Origin of the sequence: Actinosynnema sp. NPDC059335, assembly GCF_042752395.1 — a bacterium.
In the GTDB taxonomy this organism is placed as follows: Bacteria; Actinomycetota; Actinomycetes; order Mycobacteriales; family Pseudonocardiaceae; genus Actinosynnema.
This window is the reverse complement of the sequence record NZ_JBHYXZ010000083.1, coordinates 1-16184: the sequence shown is the minus strand read 5'-3', so window position 1 is coordinate 16184 and position 16184 is coordinate 1. Positions and strand designations below refer to the sequence as shown.

The following is a 16184-nucleotide window of genomic DNA, read 5'->3' as shown; positions in this document are numbered from 1 at the left end:
CCCCAGGCGTCGACCGACACCGCCGTCGTGCCGCTCGCCGTCATGCCGTTCTGGGTTCACCGGCGCGGCAGCGGGCAAACGAGGGGGTGGTGCGTTGGCTGGGTAACCCGGTCGGTAGGCGGGCCCGCGTGGGCAGGGACGGCGGAAGGGAGGCGTGACCGATGGTTGAGGAGCGCAGGGCGGTGGAGCGGGGAGGACGTCCGGTGTCCGAGCAGCAGGAGCAGTTCGAGCCGCGGTGGGAGCGGGAGGACGACCGTGAGGTGCGGGGGCCGGGTGGGACGGTCGGGCCGCAGTACGTCGGGCCTGATGACGACGGTGGCTTCGGTGATCGGGAGTCGACGGCGATCGCGGGTGAGGCCGGGTCGGATTACCTGCTGGGGCCCGAAGGGGCGGCCATGCACGTGGAGGATGAGGACGGTCGGGCGGTTGAGTGAGTCCGGTGGGTCGGTGAGGGCCGACGGGGAGAGCGAGAAGGGTCCGGGGAGACGGGGAGGGGCGAGAAGGGCCTGGGGAGGTGGGGGGGTGAGGCGCACACGATTGGGGTGAGAAGGGGAAGGCGCGGGGGTGGTGGTTATTCGGGGTTGGGGTGGGTGGCGTCCCACCAGTTCAGGACGCGGGTGGCGTAGAGGGTCAGCCACTTCGACGGTTCGCCGGCCGGCACGTCGACCTCGAACCACACCCGTCCGGGGTGTCGCCTCGCCTGGAGCCAGGTGCCGTCCGGTTGGCGTGCGGCGCGCACGAGGGCGATCGCCTCGGCCATGCGGGGATCCGGCGGGGTGCCGTCGACCAGCGCGGCGCGGCGGAAGTAGTCGGTGGCGTTGAGGACGTTGTAGAACCAGCGGAACGGGTAGGAGAAGCTCGTGACCCACGGGGCGACCGGTTCGCCGGTCGACAGCCGGCGGAACAGGGAGCGGCGCAGCAGGTACTCCTCGCCGGCACGGCGGGCGGCGCGGGTGGCGTCCGTGCCGCCGGTCGCGGCGTCGTGGTCGAGCAGGCCCTTCAGCGAGTTGAGGGTCGAGTGGAACGACGACCGGGTCGAGCCGTTGACCCACTCGCAGTTCCAGCCGCCGTCGGGGAGGCGGTGGTCGACGAACCAGTCGACGATGCCGCTGACGTCGGCGCCGAGCCACAGGCCGTTGCCGACGGTCCACGCGTTGATGCAGCAGTCGACCTCGCCGCCCCAGTACGGCAAATCGTCGTACTCCCAGCGGGAGTTCTCGGCCAGCAGTTCGGCGGTCCGCCGGGCGCGCAGGACCTCGCCGTCCAGTCCCCACTCGCGCAACGTGGTCAGCGTCCACGTCGTCGCGGTCCACGGCTGGCCGGCTCCCTCCGCGGCCTCGGGGCCGTGGAAGTCGAAGCCGGCGGGGAAGAACGCGCCGCCGGCCCACTGGCCGTCCGGGTCCTGGAGGGCGAGCAGGCGCGCGCCGAAGCCCTCGGTCGCGATCCTGGCGCGGGTCGCCTGCCACACCTCGGGCGGTTCGCCGGCGAGGTCGCGTTCGACCTGCCACCGCAGCGCCGGATCGGAGTCGAGCAGCCAGGCGAGCGTCTCCATGGGACGACTCTAGTCGAACGGTCCGTGTCCGTGAGGGGCTTTCGGGGAAGGGGGCACCGGGGGCGGCGCCGGGAGTCCTGAAAGGACTGTGATGGTCAGGGGCGTGCCGGGGTGGCGGTGCGGACGCCGCAGAGCAGCCGGTCGCGCGGCAGGGCGGCCGGGGCGGGGCGCAGGGCGGCGGCGCACCGGGCGGCCGTCGGGCGGCGGCGGGCGGAGCGGGCGGTCATGGAGCGGAGCAGGCGGGTGAGGCCGGCGGGGACGTCGTGCGGGATCTCGGGCGGGCGGTGCAGGCGGGCGACGGCGGCCTCGACGCGGTCGCCCGGGTACTCGCGGTAGCCGGTCAGGCACTCCAGCAGGACGAGGCCGAGGGCGTAGACGTCGGCGGGCGGGCCGACGTCGTCGCCGCGGACCTGTTCCGGGGCGAGGTAGGCGGTGGCGCCGACGGGGGTGGTGTCGGCGGTGGAGTCGAGGGAGCGGGCCGGGCCGAAGTCGGTGACGTAGGCGGTGTCGGCGCCGTCGAGGAGGATGGTCGACGGTGTCACGCCGCGGTGCACGACCCGCCGGTCGTGCACGTGGGCGAGGGTGTCGGCGAGCTGGTGGCCGAGGGCGTGGACCTGGGCGGGGGTGAACGTGCCGTCGAGCAGCCGGTCGCGCAGCGTGGTGCCTTCGACGAGCTGCATCACGACGAACGCCGTGTCGCCGCACGTGCCGACGTCGTAGACGGACAGCAGCCCGGGGTGGGACAGCGCGGCCAGGGTGCGGATCTCGTGGTCGAACCGCCGGTCGGCGGCGGGGTCGCCGCCGTCGAACAGCCGGACCGCGACGAACCGGCGGAGCACCACGTCCCAGCCGCGGTGGATCTCGACCGGACCCGTCTCGCCCAGCTTGCCCGCCAGGCGGTAGCGGCCCGCGAGGACGCGGTTCACGGTGGCCGACGACATGGCCCCACCCTTCGGCTCGCCGGTCCGGACGACTGGCGAATTCCCCCGGCCGGGCGCCGCCAAACGTCGCCGGCCGGGCTACCCGCGCGGGGAGGCGCAGCGCTCCGCGCCGGGGCAGTTGCGCAGCAGCCGCACCTCGGGCGGTTGGGTGATGGTGGTCGGCGGGGTGGTCGCGCCGCCCGGCCAGCGGATGGAGACGGCCATGGAGGAGGCGTTGTTCCGGTAGGACTTCTCCACCAGCGTCCGGTCGCCGTTGACCACGTTGACCACGTCGTACACGCCGGACGGCACCGTGCTGATGTCCAGCCACTGGTAGTCGACCTTGTAGGTGTAGTCGTCGCCCGCGCCGACGGAGATGCCCTGCACGACGGTCAACGCCTCCGGCGCGTGGTGCCCGCACCGGTTCTTGCGCAGGAACGCCGCCAGCTCGCCTTCGGGGGTGGCCGCGTCGCTCGGCCGGTTCGCCAGCGCCTCCTTGACGGCGTACCGGTCGCCCAGGCAGAACCCGGTCTTCCGGTCGGTGACCACCGCGTCACCCGAAGGGGTGCGGAGTTGGAAGCGCTCGAACCCGAGCAGGTGCCAGTGCTCGTGGGTGGGCGCGGGTTCGTAGTACAGGGTGGCGGGGATCGCGTGCTGCGCGGCCGCGTACGTCATCGGGATCGAGCGGTCCACGGCGGACTGGAACGCCTGGCGCGCGGTCATCCGCGGCTGGTCGGCGCTCGGCCGGGTGCCGTGGACGAGCAGCGGCCCGTCGCCGATGTTGTCCACCGAGGTGGTGAACCTCAGCCGGACCGCGCCGATCGGGGCCGCCTGCACGCACGGGCCGTTGGGCCCGGCCGGGTCGGCGACCGCGCACACGTCCCAGTCCACGCACCGCGACGGGTCGCCGGTGTGCCCGCCGGCGCAGCCCACGGGCGCCTGCCGGAGGTCGGGCAGCAGCACGGCGCCGACCGCCCGCGCGGGCGAGGGCCCCACCAGCGCCGCCACCAGTGCGACCGAGGCGAGCGCCGCCGCCCGTCTTCGCAGCATCCTGCCCACGTCCGTCCACAGTGTCGTGATGATCCACTCGCCAACCTACCGAGCCACCTCGACAACCCGGCCGGCGCGACCGTCAAGTTCACTCGATGGACTGAGGCACAAGGGAAATTCCCCCCGGCGGACTCTACCCTTCACCGCGATCGCGCCCCGGGCGCGCGTCGTCCGCGACTGGAGGTGGGTCCGATAGACCAGGGAATCCCCGGCACCGTCACGATGGTGTGCGGCACGAGGCCGGAGCTGATCAAGCTCGCGCCGCTGATCCGGCTGATGGGGGCGAGCGCCACCGTCGTCTACACGGGACAGCACTACGACACCGCGATGTACCACCGGATCCGGCAGGACGTCGGCCGGCCGGGCCGGTTCCACGAGCTGGACGTCGGCGGCGGCCCGCGGGGGCGGCAGCTCGGCCTGGCCGTCGCGGCGGTGGACGAGGCGCTGGCCCGGCACCCGACGACGGCGGTGGTCGTGCAGGGCGACACCACGTCCGCGCTCGCGGGCGCGTTGGCCGCCAACGCGAACGACGTGCCGCTGGTGCACGTCGAGGCGGGGCTGCGCAGTTTCGACCGGGCGATGCCCGAGGAGCACAACCGGGTGGCGATCGACCACCTCGCCGACCTGTGCTGCGCGCCGACCCCGCTCAACCGGGCCAACCTGCTGGCCGAGAGCGTGCCGGAGGAGCGCATCGCGGTCACCGGCAACACGGTGGTGGAGGCGCTGGCGAGCGCGCTGCCGGGTCCGGAGGAGGAGGCGGTCGTGCTGGCCGCGCACGAGCTGAGCCGTGACGGCTACGTGCTGGCGACCGTGCACCGGCCGGAGAACGTGGACGACCCGGTGACCCTGGAGACGATCCTGCGGGAGCTGACCCGGCTGCCGCTGCCGGTGGTGCTGCCGCTGCACCCGCGCACCGCGAAGCGGGTGGCGGGGTTCGGCCTGGACGCGCTGCTGGGCGGGCTGCGGGTGGTGGAGCCGCAGGCGTACCCGGCGTTCCTGGCGCTGGCCCGGTGCGCCGCCGTGGTGGTGTCGGACTCGGGCGGGATCCAGGAGGAGGTCAGCGTGCTCAAGCGGCCGGTGGTCGTGGTGCGGCGCAGCACGGAGCGGCCGGAGATCGAGGGCACGTTCGGCACGCTGGTGCCGCCGGGGCCGCGGGTGCGGGCGGAGGTGTTGCGGTGGCTGGACGACGTGCCGGGGCACCGGGAGCGGCTGGAGCGCATCCCGTCGCCCTACGGCACCGGCTCGCCGTCGACCCGGATCGCGGCCGCGGTGCGGCAGCTCGTGCGGGGCGAGCCGGTGCGCGCCGCGCGGCTCAGCCCGGAACGGGTTGTGGTGCCCCCGCCAGCGTCGCGGCGACCCGCCGCGCCAGTCCCACGCTCGAGTTCCAGCTCGTGACGTCCGGGTAGACGTGGGCGGTGGTCGCCAGCAGCAGCGGGGTGCCGGCGACCACCACCGGCGGGCGGCGGGCGAGGTATCCGAGCGGGTAGACCGGTTCCACGAACGGGGCCTTGAACACCCGCACGTCCTCGACGTCGTCCGGGTGGACGTCGGGGTGCAGCGCGAGGAGCTGCGCGGTCCAGCGCGCCGCGACCGCCGCGTCGTCCTCGCGGAACAGCGGGGACTCGCGGTCGGTGTAGCGCATCGCGTAGACGAGGTGCCGGCCGTCGTAGGGCTCGACGCCGGCCAGGGGGGTCATCTGGATCAGGCCGTCGAACTCGGTGCCGGAGCGCACCACGGGCGTCCAGTAGTGCCCGGACAGGGGGCGGCGCAGGAAGAACAGGACGTTGACCACGCCCTGGTACGGCAGCCGCACGTCGGGCAGCCGGGGGGCGAGGTCGTCGTCGGCGAGCGCGCGCAGCTGCGGCAGCGGCAGGGTGGACACCACGCGGTCGGCCGCCACGGTCTCGCCGTCGCCGAGCACGAGGCGCGCGCCGCCGTCGGTGACGGCGATCCGCCGCACGGGGGCGCCCAGCCGCACGACGCCGCCGCCGTCCTCGATGGCCGCGTGCAGCGCCTCGATGATCGCGCGGTAGCCGCCGCGGGGGTAGCCGCGGACCGACGCGGCCCCTTCGCGGCCGAGGCGCTGCCACAGGTACAGGGCGGGCACGTCGCCGAACCTGGTCCCGAACTTGGCCCCGAACAGGGGCGCGAGCAGCAGGTCCCACACGCGGTCGCCGTACAGGCCGCGCAGCCAGTCCTCGGTGCGGGTGCCGTCGAGGTCCCGGCCCTTGCCGAGCCGGCGCAGCAGCACCGACACGAGGCCGAACCTCACCCGGTCGGGCAACCCCAGGGGGGTGAACCTGAGCAGGTCGAGGGCCGTGGTGAACGGGTAGCCGCGGCCGTCCACGACCATGCCCATCCGGGTGGGCCGCCAGGTGACGGAGTCGCGCAGCCCCAGCTCGTCCAGCAGGTCGAGCAGGTGCTCGTCGGTCGGCATGACGCAGTGGTAGAAGCGTTCGACCCAGCGGTCGCGCCAGCCGAAGAACGTGCCGAGCCCGCCGAGCCGGTCGCCGCCCTCCAGCAGGGTGACGCGGGCGCCGAGGCGCACGAGCCGGTGGGCGGTGGCGAGGCCGCAGATCCCGCCGCCGACCACCACGACGTGGCCGTGGTCCGCGGGCCGCATCACAGCGACCGGTAGGGGGCGGGCGAGAGCCGGTCGCGGACCAGCAGCTTGCCGTACTGCCAGACGGTGCGCGCGATCCGGATCTTGCTGGGGCCGCGCTTGCGGTCGTAGCGCAGGGCCAGGGGCACCTCGGTGACGACGGGCCGGCAGTGCCGCAGCTTGAGCAGCAGCTCGACCATGCAGGCGAAGCCGCGTTCCTCGATGAGCCGCTCGCCCCAGTGGGCCGCGGCCCGGGCCAGCAGGCTGGCCCGGTAGGCGCGGAAGCCGCTGGTGCAGTCGCGGACGCCGTGGACGCGCAGCACGCGGCGGAACAGGACGGCCGCGCCGCGGGAGAGCAGCCGGCGCAGCGGCGGCGCGGTGGCGTCGGTACCGCCGTCGACGAACCGGGAGCAGATCACGACGTCCGCGCCGGCGGCGATCTCGCGTTCGAGGTCGCGGATCAGGGCGGGGTCGTGGGTGTCGTCGGCGTCCATCACGACGACGACGTCGTGCTCGTCGGCCTCGGCGAGGGCGGCGCGCAGCCCGGACTGGACGGCCTGGCCGAGGCCGAGGTTGACGGGGTGGCTGACCAGCCGCAGGTCGAGGCCGGGCCAGCCGCCGGCGACGACGTCGGCGGTGCCGTCGGACGAGCCGTCGTCCACGACCCAGGCGACGATCTTCCCGGCGGGCGCGACCTCGGCGAGCCTGGTCAGCAGGGGCGGCAGGGAGGCGGCTTCGTTGTAGGCGGGCAGCACGACGTGGGCACGGGCGTGGGTGCGCCGCTCGTCGGGCAGGGCCGGTCCGCCCTGTCCCGACGTGGTGCGCACGTCGCCTTCATCGACGGTCAATGGGTCCCATTTCACTGGACGGAGGATGACGGTCCAGAATTATTCGCCTCCGGACCGCGACTAGATTGGACCACCCCGCCGGGATCCCGTCGCACGACCGGATGAATTACCGGAGCACACCGCCCCGAGGACCACAGGAAAGGGGAATAGTGTTCACCGAAAGAGTGACTTAACCCTATTAGCCGAGGCTTCATGCACACCGAGTGAGCAGAAATTCCCTGTTCGGATGGTCTCGAACGGGTGACCAATATCGGGTTCGTGGTGGGAAGGACGTCGTCCGGATGTGGTGTGGCGTGGACGGGACGCGCTCGGTCCCTGGCAAGGGTGGTCCGCGGTGAACGGGGCGGGCTCGGCGACCACCCCGGCCCTGGTGTCGCGGTGGCGGCTGCCGAGGCCCCGCGCGGCGTCGCGGTCGGACCCGCTGCGGCGGGTGAACGCGGTGGCGGTGCTGCTGGTCGCGGTGGAGGTGACGGCGGTGCTCGCGGTCGCCGCGCGGCACTCCCCCGGCGCGCGGTGGACCGCCGTGGTGGCGGCCGCGCTGCTGGGCGTGCGGGGCGCGTGCCGGCTGTACCGGCGGCGGCTGTGGCTGTCGTGGCTGCAGGACCTGCCGCGCTCCGCCGGCGCGACCGCGGTGGCGTTCGCGCTGGTCACGGTCGTCGGCATGGTCGGCGGCGCGGAGACCGCGACGATCGTCGCCACCCAGTGGACGGTGCTCGCGTTCGCCGCCGCGGCGGAACCGGCGCGGCTGGCCGTGTTCGCCTTCGGCCGCTGGTGCCGCCGCCGGTTCGACCGCTGCGACCGCACGCTCGTGGTCGGCGCCGGGAAGGTGGGGGTCGACCTGGTCGGCGCGATGCTGGCGCACCCGGAGTTCGGCCTGCGCCCGGTCGGGTTCGTCGACCCGGAGCCCGCGGTGGACCCCGACCGCCTGCCGGTCGGGCTGGTGGACGGCGACCTGGGCGAGGCGATCACCCGGCTGGGCGTCGGCACGGTCGTGCTGGCGTTCTCGCGGGCCCGCGAGTCGTCCGTGGTCGACTCGGCGATCGTGGCGCACCGGCTGCGCTGCACCACCCTGGTGGTGCCCCGGATGTACGAGCTGCACCAGGACGGCCCGGACATCGAGCGGCTGCGCAGCTACCCGCTGATGCGGCTGGGCACCGCGCCGACCAGCCGGCCGAGCTGGTGGGTCAAGCGCGCCATGGACGTGGTGCTGGCGGCGACGGCGCTGGTCGCGCTGTCGCCGGTGATGGCGCTGTGCGCGCTGGCCGTGCTGCTGGAGAGCGGCCGGCCGGTGATCTTCCGCCAGGTCCGGGTCGGCATGGACGATCAGCCGTTCGTGCTCTACAAACTGCGCAGCGTGAGAATGACCGGCGAGGACGATTCCCAAGTCACCTGGTCGGTGGTCGGAGATCACCGGGTCGGGCCGGTCGGGCGTTTCCTGCGCAGCACTTCGTTGGACGAACTGCCGCAGTTGTGGAACATCATCCGGGGCGACATGTCCATCGTCGGGCCGCGGCCGGAACGACCGGGTTTCGTGCGCGAATTCTCCGCCATCCACGAGCTATACTGGGCCCGCCACCGCGTTCCCACGGGGCTGACCGGGCTGGCCCAGGTGCACGGGTTGCGGGGCGACACGTCGATTGTCGACCGCTCCCGGTACGACAACTACTACATAGCCAACTGGTCGTTGTGGCTGGACCTGAAAATCCTGTTGCAGACGGTGGGTGAGCTGTTGTGCCGAAGGAACCGCTGAACCGCCGACCCCGCCGCCTGCTCGCGCTGGTCTGCGCCGCCGCGCTGCTGGCGCCGAGCGCGGCGTGCACGGCGGGCGCCGCCGGCGGCCGGCCCACCCCGCCGGACCCGCTGGGCCCGGTGCCGAGGCCGCTCGCGCCGTGCGGCTGGTGGTACGGCATCGGCGAGACGCCCACCCGCCAGGAGATCGCGTTCGCCGCGCAGCACTACAGCCTGGTGGTGCTCAACGCGACGGAGGTGACGTCGCTGCGCCGGCTCAAGGCGGTCAACCCCAAGATCAAGGTGCTGGTGTACAAGGACTTCGCCAGCGCCCGCAACTACCCCGGCGCGGTGCACGGCGACGTGGACGCGCCGTTCCTGCCCACCGGCATCGGCTACTTCAAGGCCCAGCGGGAGCACCCGCAGTGGTTCGCCGTCGACACCCACGACAACCGGATCGAGTGGAAGTCCTACCCGAAGCACTGGCAGATGACGGTGTGGGACCCGACCTACCAGAAGGCGTGGAGCGACGCGGTCACGGCCGAGGTGGTGCGCGAGGGCTGGGACGGGGTGCTGGCGGACAACGACTTCAGCACGCTCAGGCACTACTCGACGGCCGTGCTCAAGGGCACGGAGGACGCCGCCGAGACCGACCGGCTGATCCGCGAGGGCATGGACGCGTTCCTCACCACGGCGGGCGAGTCGCTGCGCCGGGCCGGGAAGATCCTGATTCCGAACGTGTCCGAGTCGCACCTCATCGCGGGCCGGTGGACCGCGCACTCCCGCTACGACGGCGCGATGGAGGAGAACTTCGGCCTGCGCGACGACGGCACCGGCGGGCTGCTCACCTTCCAGGGCAACGAGTGGAAGGAGCTGCGGTCGCAGGCCGCGCTCGGCGAGTCGTGGCTGCTGCTGATCACCCACACCAAGGGCGCGCGGGAGGAACGCGTCGGGTACGCGACGGCGGCGCTGCTGGCGAGCCCGCACACCTGCTGGTCCGGCGCGACCACCAGGGACTACCGCAACCCGGACTGGTCCCGCTACCAGGACTCGAACCTCGGCGAGGCGGTCGAGACCGCGAACCGGCTGCCGTCGGGCGTGTGGGACCGGCGGTTCACCGGCGGGTACGTGGCGGTGAACCCGACCGGGAAGGCCGCGCGGGTGACGCCGCCGCCCGGCCTGGTGAACTTCGACGGCGGCGCGGCCGTGTCGGGCACGATCGAGCTGGCCGGCGGTGACGCGGTGATCCTGGTGACCCCGTCGAACACCACGACCACCGCGCCGACCAGGACCCCCACGGAGACCACCACCCCGACCACCACGGCGGAACCGACGACGGACACCACCACGGCGGAACCGACGACCACCGAGCCCACCACCCAGCCGACGACCACCGAGCCGACCACGACCGACACCACGACGCCTACGGCTCCCGGCCCATGAGTTCCCGGTAGAGCGCGAGGTGCCGCCGCGCGCACACGTGCGGCGCGAACCGCTCCCGCGCCCGTTCGGCGAGCCGCAGGCCGACGCGCGCCGGGTCGGGTTCGGCGAACACCGCGCGCAGCCGGTCGGCCAGGGCGCGCACGTCGCCGGGCGCGGCCAGCGCGTCCGCCGCACCGCCCAGCATGTCCGCCACGCCGCCGGTGTCGGTGGCCACCACGGGTTTGCCCGCCGCCATCGCCTCCGCCACCACCAGCGGCTGCTGCTCCATCGTGGACGGCAGCACGAGCGCGTCGTGGTGGCGCAGCAGGTCCGGCACGTCGGACCGGAACCCGAGGAACGTCACCCGCCCGCCCAACGCGCGCGCCAGCCGTTCCGCCCGCGCCCGCTCCGGCCCGTCGCCGACCACGGTCAGGGTGGCGTCCGCGGGCATCACCCCGGGCAGCGCCAACGCCGCGAGCAGCGTGGCCAACCCCTTGCGGGGCACCAGCAGGCCGACGAACACCAGCCGCCGCACCGGCCCGGCCGGCGGCAGCACGTGCGCGGGCTCCACGCAGTTGTCGATGTGCGTCAGCCGGGCGCCGGGCACGCGCAGCCGCGTCGCCAGGAACCGGCCCATGGCCCGCGCGGGCACCACCGTCCGGTGCAGGGTCCGGGCGACCAGCGCGTCGGCCGCGAGGACGGTGCGCGTGTAGGCCGACGGCCCGGCCGCCCGGGGCGCGCCCCGGAACCACTCCTCCCCCACGTCGTCCGGCACCCCGTGGTAGGTCTGGACGACCCGGTGCCGCCACCGCAGCCCGGCGCCGACCAGCCCGGCCCGCCGGTCCTGCGCGTGCACCACGTCGGGCCGCCACGCCCGCACCGCCGCCCGTGCCCGTCGCGCGGCCCGCACGTCGGCCTTGTCGCCCACCTCCACGGGCTCGTGGTGGCCGGCCAGCGCGTCCGCGCCGCGCCGCGGCACGGGCCCGAACACCCGCACCTCCGCCTCGCCGGAGGCGATGAGCGCCCGCGCCAGGCGCACGGTGACGTCCACCGGTCCCCCGCTGTCCTGGGTGAGCAGGTACGCGACCCGCGGCCGGCCGCTCACCGCGCGCCCACCAGCAGCTTGTCCACCAGGGTCGCGATGTGGTCGGCCGCCTGCCGCCGGTCGAACAGCAGCTCGACCCGCCGCCGACCGTGCGCGCCCTCCAGGTCGGCCGCGTCGGGGTCGGCGAGCCGCACCGCGACCGCGTCGGCCAGCGCCGCCACGTCACCGGGCGGCAGCACCGCGCCGGCCTCGCCGACGCTCTGCCGCACCCCGCTGACGTCGAACGCCACCACGGACCGGCCGGACGCCATCGCCTCCAGCGGCACCAGCGCCATGCCCTCGGCGCGGGACGGCAGCACGACCACGTCGGCGGCGGTGTAGAGGTCGGCGACCGACTCGTCGTGCCCCCACCAGCGCACGGACTCGTCGTCGCACGCCGCCCGCCACCGGGCCGCCATCGGCCCGTCGCCGACCAGCACGAGCCGCGCGTCCGGCACCTTCGCCCGCACCTCGGGCCACGCCGCGAGGAGCCGGTCCTGGCCCTTGAGCGGCGCGAGCCGGCCCACGCACACCGCGGTGGGCACGTCCGGCAGCCCGAGCCGGCGGCGCGCCGTGAGCCGGTCGCGGGGCCGGAAGCGGTCGACGTCCACGCCGTTGCACACCACCTCCGCCGGTCCCGCCACGCCGGCGGCGCGCCCGGCGGCCAGCTCGTCGTCGCTGACGCAGACGAGCTGGTGCGTCCACCGGGCGGCCAGCCGCTCCCAGGTCCGGGCGGCGCGCCGGAGCGGGCCGGTGGCGGTGTCGAACGACCACAGGTGCGGCTGGAACAGCGTCGGCCGCCGGCCCCGCACCACGAGCCGCCCGGCCAGGCCGGCCTTGGAGCTGTGCAGGTGCACGACGTCCGGCGCGACGTCGCGCAGCACGCGCCGCAGCCGCACCACCTCGGCGGCCGTGCCGGGTCCGGGGTGGCGTCGCGCGGGCCACGCCCGCACCGCCACGCCGGCGGCCCGCGCCCGGTCGGCGAGGGGTCCGGGCGGGCACACGACGGTCACCGCCCAGCCGAGGTCCCGCTGGGCGCGGGCCAGGTGCAGCACCACCTCCGCCACGCCCGCCGTGACGGGTTGGCTCACGTGCGCCACCTTCACCGGCGCACCACCTCCCGGTTCGCCGCCAGCACGACCACGCCGCACACCACCGCCAACACGACCCCTTCACCGAGCGCGGCCACCACCGAACCGGGTGGCCCGAACACGTCACCGACCCCGAACGCCACCGCCGCGCAGCACCCGGCCGCCGCGGCGACCCCGGCGATGCCCTTGACCAGTGCCCGCGGCGGCGGCCCGATGCCGCGCCGGGCGAGCGCCCACCACGCGGCGGGCACGACCAGCCACGCCGCGGCGACCTGCACGACCGCGACCGCGACCACGCCGTGCCGGGTGAACAGCAGCAGGCCGGCGACGAGCAGCACGAGGTGCGTCGCCTCCAGGGCGAGGTAGCGGCGGGCGTGCCCGGCGGCCTTGAGGACCTGGTACCACAGGTGCAGCAGGCTGATCCCGAGGCCGTACAGGCACAGCAGGGCCAGCGGCGCGGCCGCGTCCGCCCACCGCGCGCCGAACACCACGACCCGGTCGGCCAGGGCGGCGGTCACCGCGTACAGGCCGCCGGTCACGACGAGCGCGGCGGCGGTGAAGCGGCCGACGACGTCGGACAGCCCCCGCCCGTCGCGGACCAGTTCGGCGCACAGCGGCAGCACGACCCCGCCGAGCACCACCGCGACGAGGATGTAGGGCACCCAGGCGATCCGGTAGGCCAGGGAGTACACGCCGACCGCGTCGGGCCCGTGGACGCGGGCGATCGCCAGGTAGTCCACGTTGATCAGCAGCACGGCGACCAGCGCGCCCGGTCCGACGACCGCGATCCAGCGCAGCGCCTCGGCCGCCGCGCCGGCGTCCCAGCGGGGCCGGACCCGCACGCCGACGGCCACGCCGAGCGCGGGTTGCGCCACCGCCGTGCACAGCAGGCCGACGACGAGCGAGTACGGTCCGGCGCCGGTCACCGCGAGCGCGACCGTGACGGCCGCGCCGAGCACCGCGCCGCCCGCGTCGGGCAGGAGCCGGCGGCGGAACGCCAGATCGCGGTGCAGCAGCCCCATCTGCACGCCCGCCACGGCCGAGAACGGCAGGCTCGCGGCGGCGAGCCGCAGCAGGGGCGCGGCGTCGGGGGCGTCGAGCGCGTGCGCGACCGCGTCCGCCGCGAGCACCAGCGCCGCGGCCAGGGCGAGGCCCGCGCCCGCGCTGAGCACGAGCAGGGTGCCCGCCACCCGCAGCGGGTCGCGCCCGGTGCGGCTGACCACGTCGTACACGCCCATCGACTGGACGACCTGGCCGATGTTGACCAGCGCGACGGCCAGCGCGACCAGGCCCAGGTCGGCCTCGGTGAGGAACGCGGCCAGCACGAGCGTGACGGCCATCTGGCTGCCCTTGCTGATCAGGTTGACCAGGAACAGCCACAGCGAGCCGCGCACGGCCCGCCGGCCGATCGCTGTCACGCGTGCACCGCGCCGACGGCCGAGCACCGGCGGGTGGCCGCGAAGCACACCAGCAGCGCCCACGCGGCCACGACGGCGACGCCGTCGACCGTGACGTCCACCCGGGCGCCGGCGATTGCCCGGACGGCCTGGCCGACGAAGTGCAGGTGCGCGAACGGGACGGCGAGCAGCAGCAGCGCCGGTCCCATGAGCCCCCAGCCGCCCCGGCCGCGGCACCGCCACCACAGCGCGGCCACCGCCACCAGCGACGGCACGGCGATCAGCACGTCGCCGGGCTGGTGCACGACCGCCACCACGACCGCGACGCAGGTCAGCAGGTCCGCCGCGGCCGGTTCGCCCATCCGGTCCAGCCGCCGCGCCGGCACCGCGCTGGCCACCAGGACGCCGAGCAGGGCCAGTGGTTCCGCGCCGAACGGCAGCCACCCGGTGACGCGGTACCAGACGGCGGCGAGGTCGATCCGCTGCGCGGTCATCGAGTCCACCGCGCCGTAGGCGGTCCGGCTCGCGTGCTCCAGGTTCGCCGCGATCACGTCCAGGAACGGGCCGACCCCGCCGTCGCGCACGACCAGCGGCACCACCACCGCGAGGCTCGCGACGGCGGCGATCGCGGTGCCCTCGACGGCGACCCGGCGTGATTCCCGCACCCACAGCAGCACCGCGAGCGGCAGGCCGAACTGCGGTTTGAGCCAGGCGAACGCCAGCGCGACCGCCGCCCACCGGGGGGCGTCGCGCCGGGCCAGCAGCGCGCCCGCCGCGCCGACCGCGATCAGCGGGTTCACCTGGCCGACGTAGAGCTGCGCCTTGCCGACCTGGCTGAGCAGGAGCAGGGTGGCGATCACCGCGACGCCGAGCGCCGGCGGGACGTGCGGGCGCAGCCGGCCGGCGGCCAGGACCGCGAGGGCGACCAGCAGCACGAGCGACGCCAGCGCGAACGCGACCGCGCCGACCCGGTAGCCGGGCAGCGCGAACGGCGCGTGCAGCAGCAGGTGGTAGGGCTGGTAGAGGTTGAAGCCCTGCCGCACCGGCCAGTGCTCGAACATGGTCCGGGGCAGGTAGGGGTCGCCGCCGGCGAGGAACTCGCGGATCGGGAAGTACAGGGCGTCCCGGAAGTCCTGCATCCGTTCCTCGGCCAGGGTCGCCGCGGTCGGCAGCGGCGCCTGCCACGACGGGCGCAGCGCGCGCCACGCGGCCACGCCGCCGACGACCGCGACCAGGGCGGTGAGGAGCCCGGTGCGTTCCCTGAGCGCGACGGTCCTCAGCACGTCACCACCGCCACGAGCGCGGAGTGGGCGGGCAGCGCGGCGACGACGGTCGCCAGCTCGTCGTGGCGTCGGCTGTCGGCGGGGACGACGGCGATCACCGCGTCGCCGTCGGCGGGTTCGCCGGTCTTGTCGGGCAGCTCGTCGGCGAGGGACTCGGCGCGGTCGGTCAGCTCCGGGACCACGGCCACGACCCGGGCGGGCCGGGCGGCGGCCTCGCACAGCAGGGCGAGCCGGCGGGCGAGGTCGGGGTCGTCGTCGGGCAGCACGGTCACCGGTCGCCGCACGCCGCCCGCAGTGAGCGCGGCCCGCACCTGGTCGCGGCCGCGGGTGCGGCGCAGGTGGGCGACGGCGTAGGCGGCGAGGCCCGCGAGCACCCCGGCGGCCAGGGCGAGGCCGTAGGCCAGCGGCCGGTCGGGCGAGACGCGGGTGGTCTCGGGCCGGTCGAGCAGGCGCAGCCGGGCGACGGGGGCGAACAGCTCGGCCTCCACCATCGTCCGCGCGATGCGGGTCGCGGCCTGCGCGGCCTGGTCGGCGGTCGCGGCGCGCACGGACAGCCGGGCGAGGCCGGACGCGGGCACCAGCTCGACCGAGACGCGGCCGGCGAGTTCGTCGGTGGTGGTGCCCAGCTCGTCCGCGGCGGAGCGCAGCACCGTGGGCGTGCGGGCGGCCTCGACCAGGGCGGGCAGCGACAGGGCGACGACCTCGCCGTAGCCGGCGCGGGCGGTCTCGCCGGGGTCGGTCGCCGCGGCGAGCAGGCCGACGCGGCTCTGGTACTCCTCGCCGCCCAGTTCGACGGCGGTCACGACGGCGAGGGCGACGAGCAGCGCGACGCCGGCGCTGACGACCGGCGGGCGCCGCAGGACGCCGAGCACGGCCCGCCTCTTCGTGCCGCGCGGCTTGGTGCGGCGGACCAGGTCCCGCGCCGCGCCGAGGCCGGTCGTGACCCGCCGGTGCGCGGCGTTCTTCCACCCGCTGAGATCCCTCATGACGCTCCGATCGCGGTGCGCAGCAGTTCGTCGTAGGACCGCATCAACCGACACGGGTCGTGCTCCCGGCGCACGGACGCGCGGCCGGCCTCGGCGAGGTCGGCGCGCAGGGCCGGGTCGAACAGCAGGGACCGCAGCGCGTCGGCGGTCGCGGCCGGGTCGCGGCGGGGCACCACCACGCCGCCGCCCCCGGCCAGCGCCTCGCGCACGCCGTCCACGTC

General features: G+C 75.3%; 15 protein-coding genes. 4 read left to right on the top strand and 11 right to left on the bottom strand.

Going from position 1 to position 16184, the window contains the following annotated elements; translation table 11 throughout:
* Window positions 1-161: 161 nt before the first annotated feature.
* On the top strand, window positions 162-434 hold the full coding sequence (locus ACFXGA_RS24355) for a hypothetical protein (RefSeq protein WP_378091387.1): 273 nt from the start codon (window positions 162-164) through the stop codon (window positions 432-434).
* 137 nt (window positions 435-571) lie between these two features.
* Here the strand turns inward: ACFXGA_RS24355 and ACFXGA_RS24350 are convergent, their stop codons facing one another.
* The 3 genes from ACFXGA_RS24350 to ACFXGA_RS24340 all read right to left on the bottom strand — a co-directional run bounded on the left by ACFXGA_RS24350 (window position 572) and on the right by ACFXGA_RS24340 (window position 3522).
* Window positions 572-1552, bottom strand: a complete 981-nt coding sequence (locus ACFXGA_RS24350) for a squalene cyclase (RefSeq protein WP_378091385.1) — start codon at window positions 1550-1552, stop codon at window positions 572-574.
* Window positions 1553-1647: 95 nt separating this feature from the next.
* Entirely contained in the window at window positions 1648-2493 is an 846-nt protein-coding gene (locus ACFXGA_RS24345) for a serine/threonine-protein kinase (protein WP_378091384.1), read from the bottom strand.
* A 78-nt stretch (window positions 2494-2571) separates the two neighbouring features.
* Complete coding sequence (locus ACFXGA_RS24340; protein ID WP_378091382.1) at window positions 2572-3522, bottom strand: lysyl oxidase family protein; 951 nt, start codon at window positions 3520-3522, stop codon at window positions 2572-2574.
* A gap of 222 nt (window positions 3523-3744) precedes the next feature.
* On the opposite strand from ACFXGA_RS24340, the gene wecB reads away from it, so the two are divergent.
* Window positions 3745-4917 carry a non-hydrolyzing UDP-N-acetylglucosamine 2-epimerase gene (wecB, locus tag ACFXGA_RS24335; protein ID WP_378091380.1) on the top strand — a complete coding sequence of 391 codons (1173 nt, stop codon included), beginning with the start codon at window positions 3745-3747 and terminating at the stop codon, window positions 4915-4917.
* Here the strand turns inward: wecB and ACFXGA_RS24330 are convergent.
* Window positions 4835-6145, bottom strand: coding sequence for an FAD-dependent oxidoreductase (locus ACFXGA_RS24330; protein ID WP_378091378.1), 1311 nt, complete (start codon window positions 6143-6145; stop codon window positions 4835-4837). The two genes, wecB and ACFXGA_RS24330, sit on opposite strands and share 83 nt — an antisense overlap.
* On the bottom strand, window positions 6145-6972 hold the full coding sequence (locus tag ACFXGA_RS24325) for a glycosyltransferase (RefSeq protein ID WP_378091376.1): 828 nt from the start codon (window positions 6970-6972) through the stop codon (window positions 6145-6147). The genes ACFXGA_RS24330 and ACFXGA_RS24325 overlap by 1 nt, the downstream gene beginning before the upstream one ends.
* Window positions 6973-7306: 334 nt before the next feature.
* Between ACFXGA_RS24325 and ACFXGA_RS24320 the strand changes: the two genes are divergently transcribed.
* On the top strand, window positions 7307-8722 hold the full coding sequence (locus ACFXGA_RS24320) for a sugar transferase (RefSeq protein ID WP_378091374.1): 1416 nt from the start codon (window positions 7307-7309) through the stop codon (window positions 8720-8722).
* Window positions 8704-10143, top strand: coding sequence for a putative glycoside hydrolase family 15 protein (locus ACFXGA_RS24315; RefSeq protein WP_378091372.1), 1440 nt, complete (start codon window positions 8704-8706; stop codon window positions 10141-10143). Before ACFXGA_RS24320 ends, ACFXGA_RS24315 begins: the two co-directional genes overlap by 19 nt.
* Here ACFXGA_RS24315 and ACFXGA_RS24310 read toward each other — a convergent pair.
* The 6 genes from ACFXGA_RS24310 to ACFXGA_RS24285 form a co-directional block, all read right to left on the bottom strand.
* Complete coding sequence (locus ACFXGA_RS24310; protein WP_378091370.1) at window positions 10124-11227, bottom strand: glycosyltransferase family 4 protein; 1104 nt, start codon at window positions 11225-11227, stop codon at window positions 10124-10126. The genes ACFXGA_RS24315 and ACFXGA_RS24310 overlap by 20 nt on opposite strands.
* Window positions 11224-12297: a glycosyltransferase gene (locus ACFXGA_RS24305; protein ID WP_378091368.1), complete on the bottom strand. Its 1074-nt coding sequence runs from the start codon at window positions 12295-12297 to the stop codon at window positions 11224-11226. The genes ACFXGA_RS24310 and ACFXGA_RS24305 overlap by 4 nt, the downstream gene beginning before the upstream one ends.
* A gap of 11 nt (window positions 12298-12308) precedes the next feature.
* Complete coding sequence (locus tag ACFXGA_RS24300; protein WP_378091366.1) at window positions 12309-13715, bottom strand: oligosaccharide flippase family protein; 1407 nt, start codon at window positions 13713-13715, stop codon at window positions 12309-12311.
* Window positions 13712-14977: a glycosyltransferase 87 family protein gene (locus tag ACFXGA_RS24295; RefSeq protein WP_378091364.1), complete on the bottom strand. Its 1266-nt coding sequence runs from the start codon at window positions 14975-14977 to the stop codon at window positions 13712-13714. The genes ACFXGA_RS24300 and ACFXGA_RS24295 overlap by 4 nt, the downstream gene beginning before the upstream one ends.
* On the bottom strand, window positions 14971-15963 hold the full coding sequence (locus ACFXGA_RS24290; RefSeq protein ID WP_378091362.1) for a hypothetical protein: 993 nt from the start codon (window positions 15961-15963) through the stop codon (window positions 14971-14973). Before ACFXGA_RS24290 ends, ACFXGA_RS24295 begins: the two co-directional genes overlap by 7 nt.
* The coding region (locus ACFXGA_RS24285; RefSeq protein WP_378091360.1) for a glycosyltransferase at window positions 15960-16184 on the bottom strand (225 nt) is incomplete at its 5' end. The genes ACFXGA_RS24285 and ACFXGA_RS24290, both read right to left, overlap by 4 nt.

Coding starts and splice junctions, on each gene's coding strand:
- ACFXGA_RS24355 (WP_378091387.1), top strand. CDS start 162: ATGGTTGAGGAGCGCAGGGCGGTGGAGCGGGGAGGACGTCCGGTGTCC.
- ACFXGA_RS24350 (WP_378091385.1), bottom strand. CDS start 1,552: ATGGAGACGCTCGCCTGGCTGCTCGACTCCGATCCGGCGCTGCGGTGG.
- ACFXGA_RS24345 (WP_378091384.1), bottom strand. CDS start 2,493: ATGTCGTCGGCCACCGTGAACCGCGTCCTCGCGGGCCGCTACCGCCTG.
- ACFXGA_RS24340 (WP_378091382.1), bottom strand. CDS start 3,522: ATGCTGCGAAGACGGGCGGCGGCGCTCGCCTCGGTCGCACTGGTGGCG.
- wecB (WP_378091380.1), top strand. CDS start 3,745: ATGGTGTGCGGCACGAGGCCGGAGCTGATCAAGCTCGCGCCGCTGATC.
- ACFXGA_RS24330 (WP_378091378.1), bottom strand. CDS start 6,145: ATGCGGCCCGCGGACCACGGCCACGTCGTGGTGGTCGGCGGCGGGATC.
- ACFXGA_RS24290 (WP_378091362.1), bottom strand. CDS start 15,963: ATGAGGGATCTCAGCGGGTGGAAGAACGCCGCGCACCGGCGGGTCACG.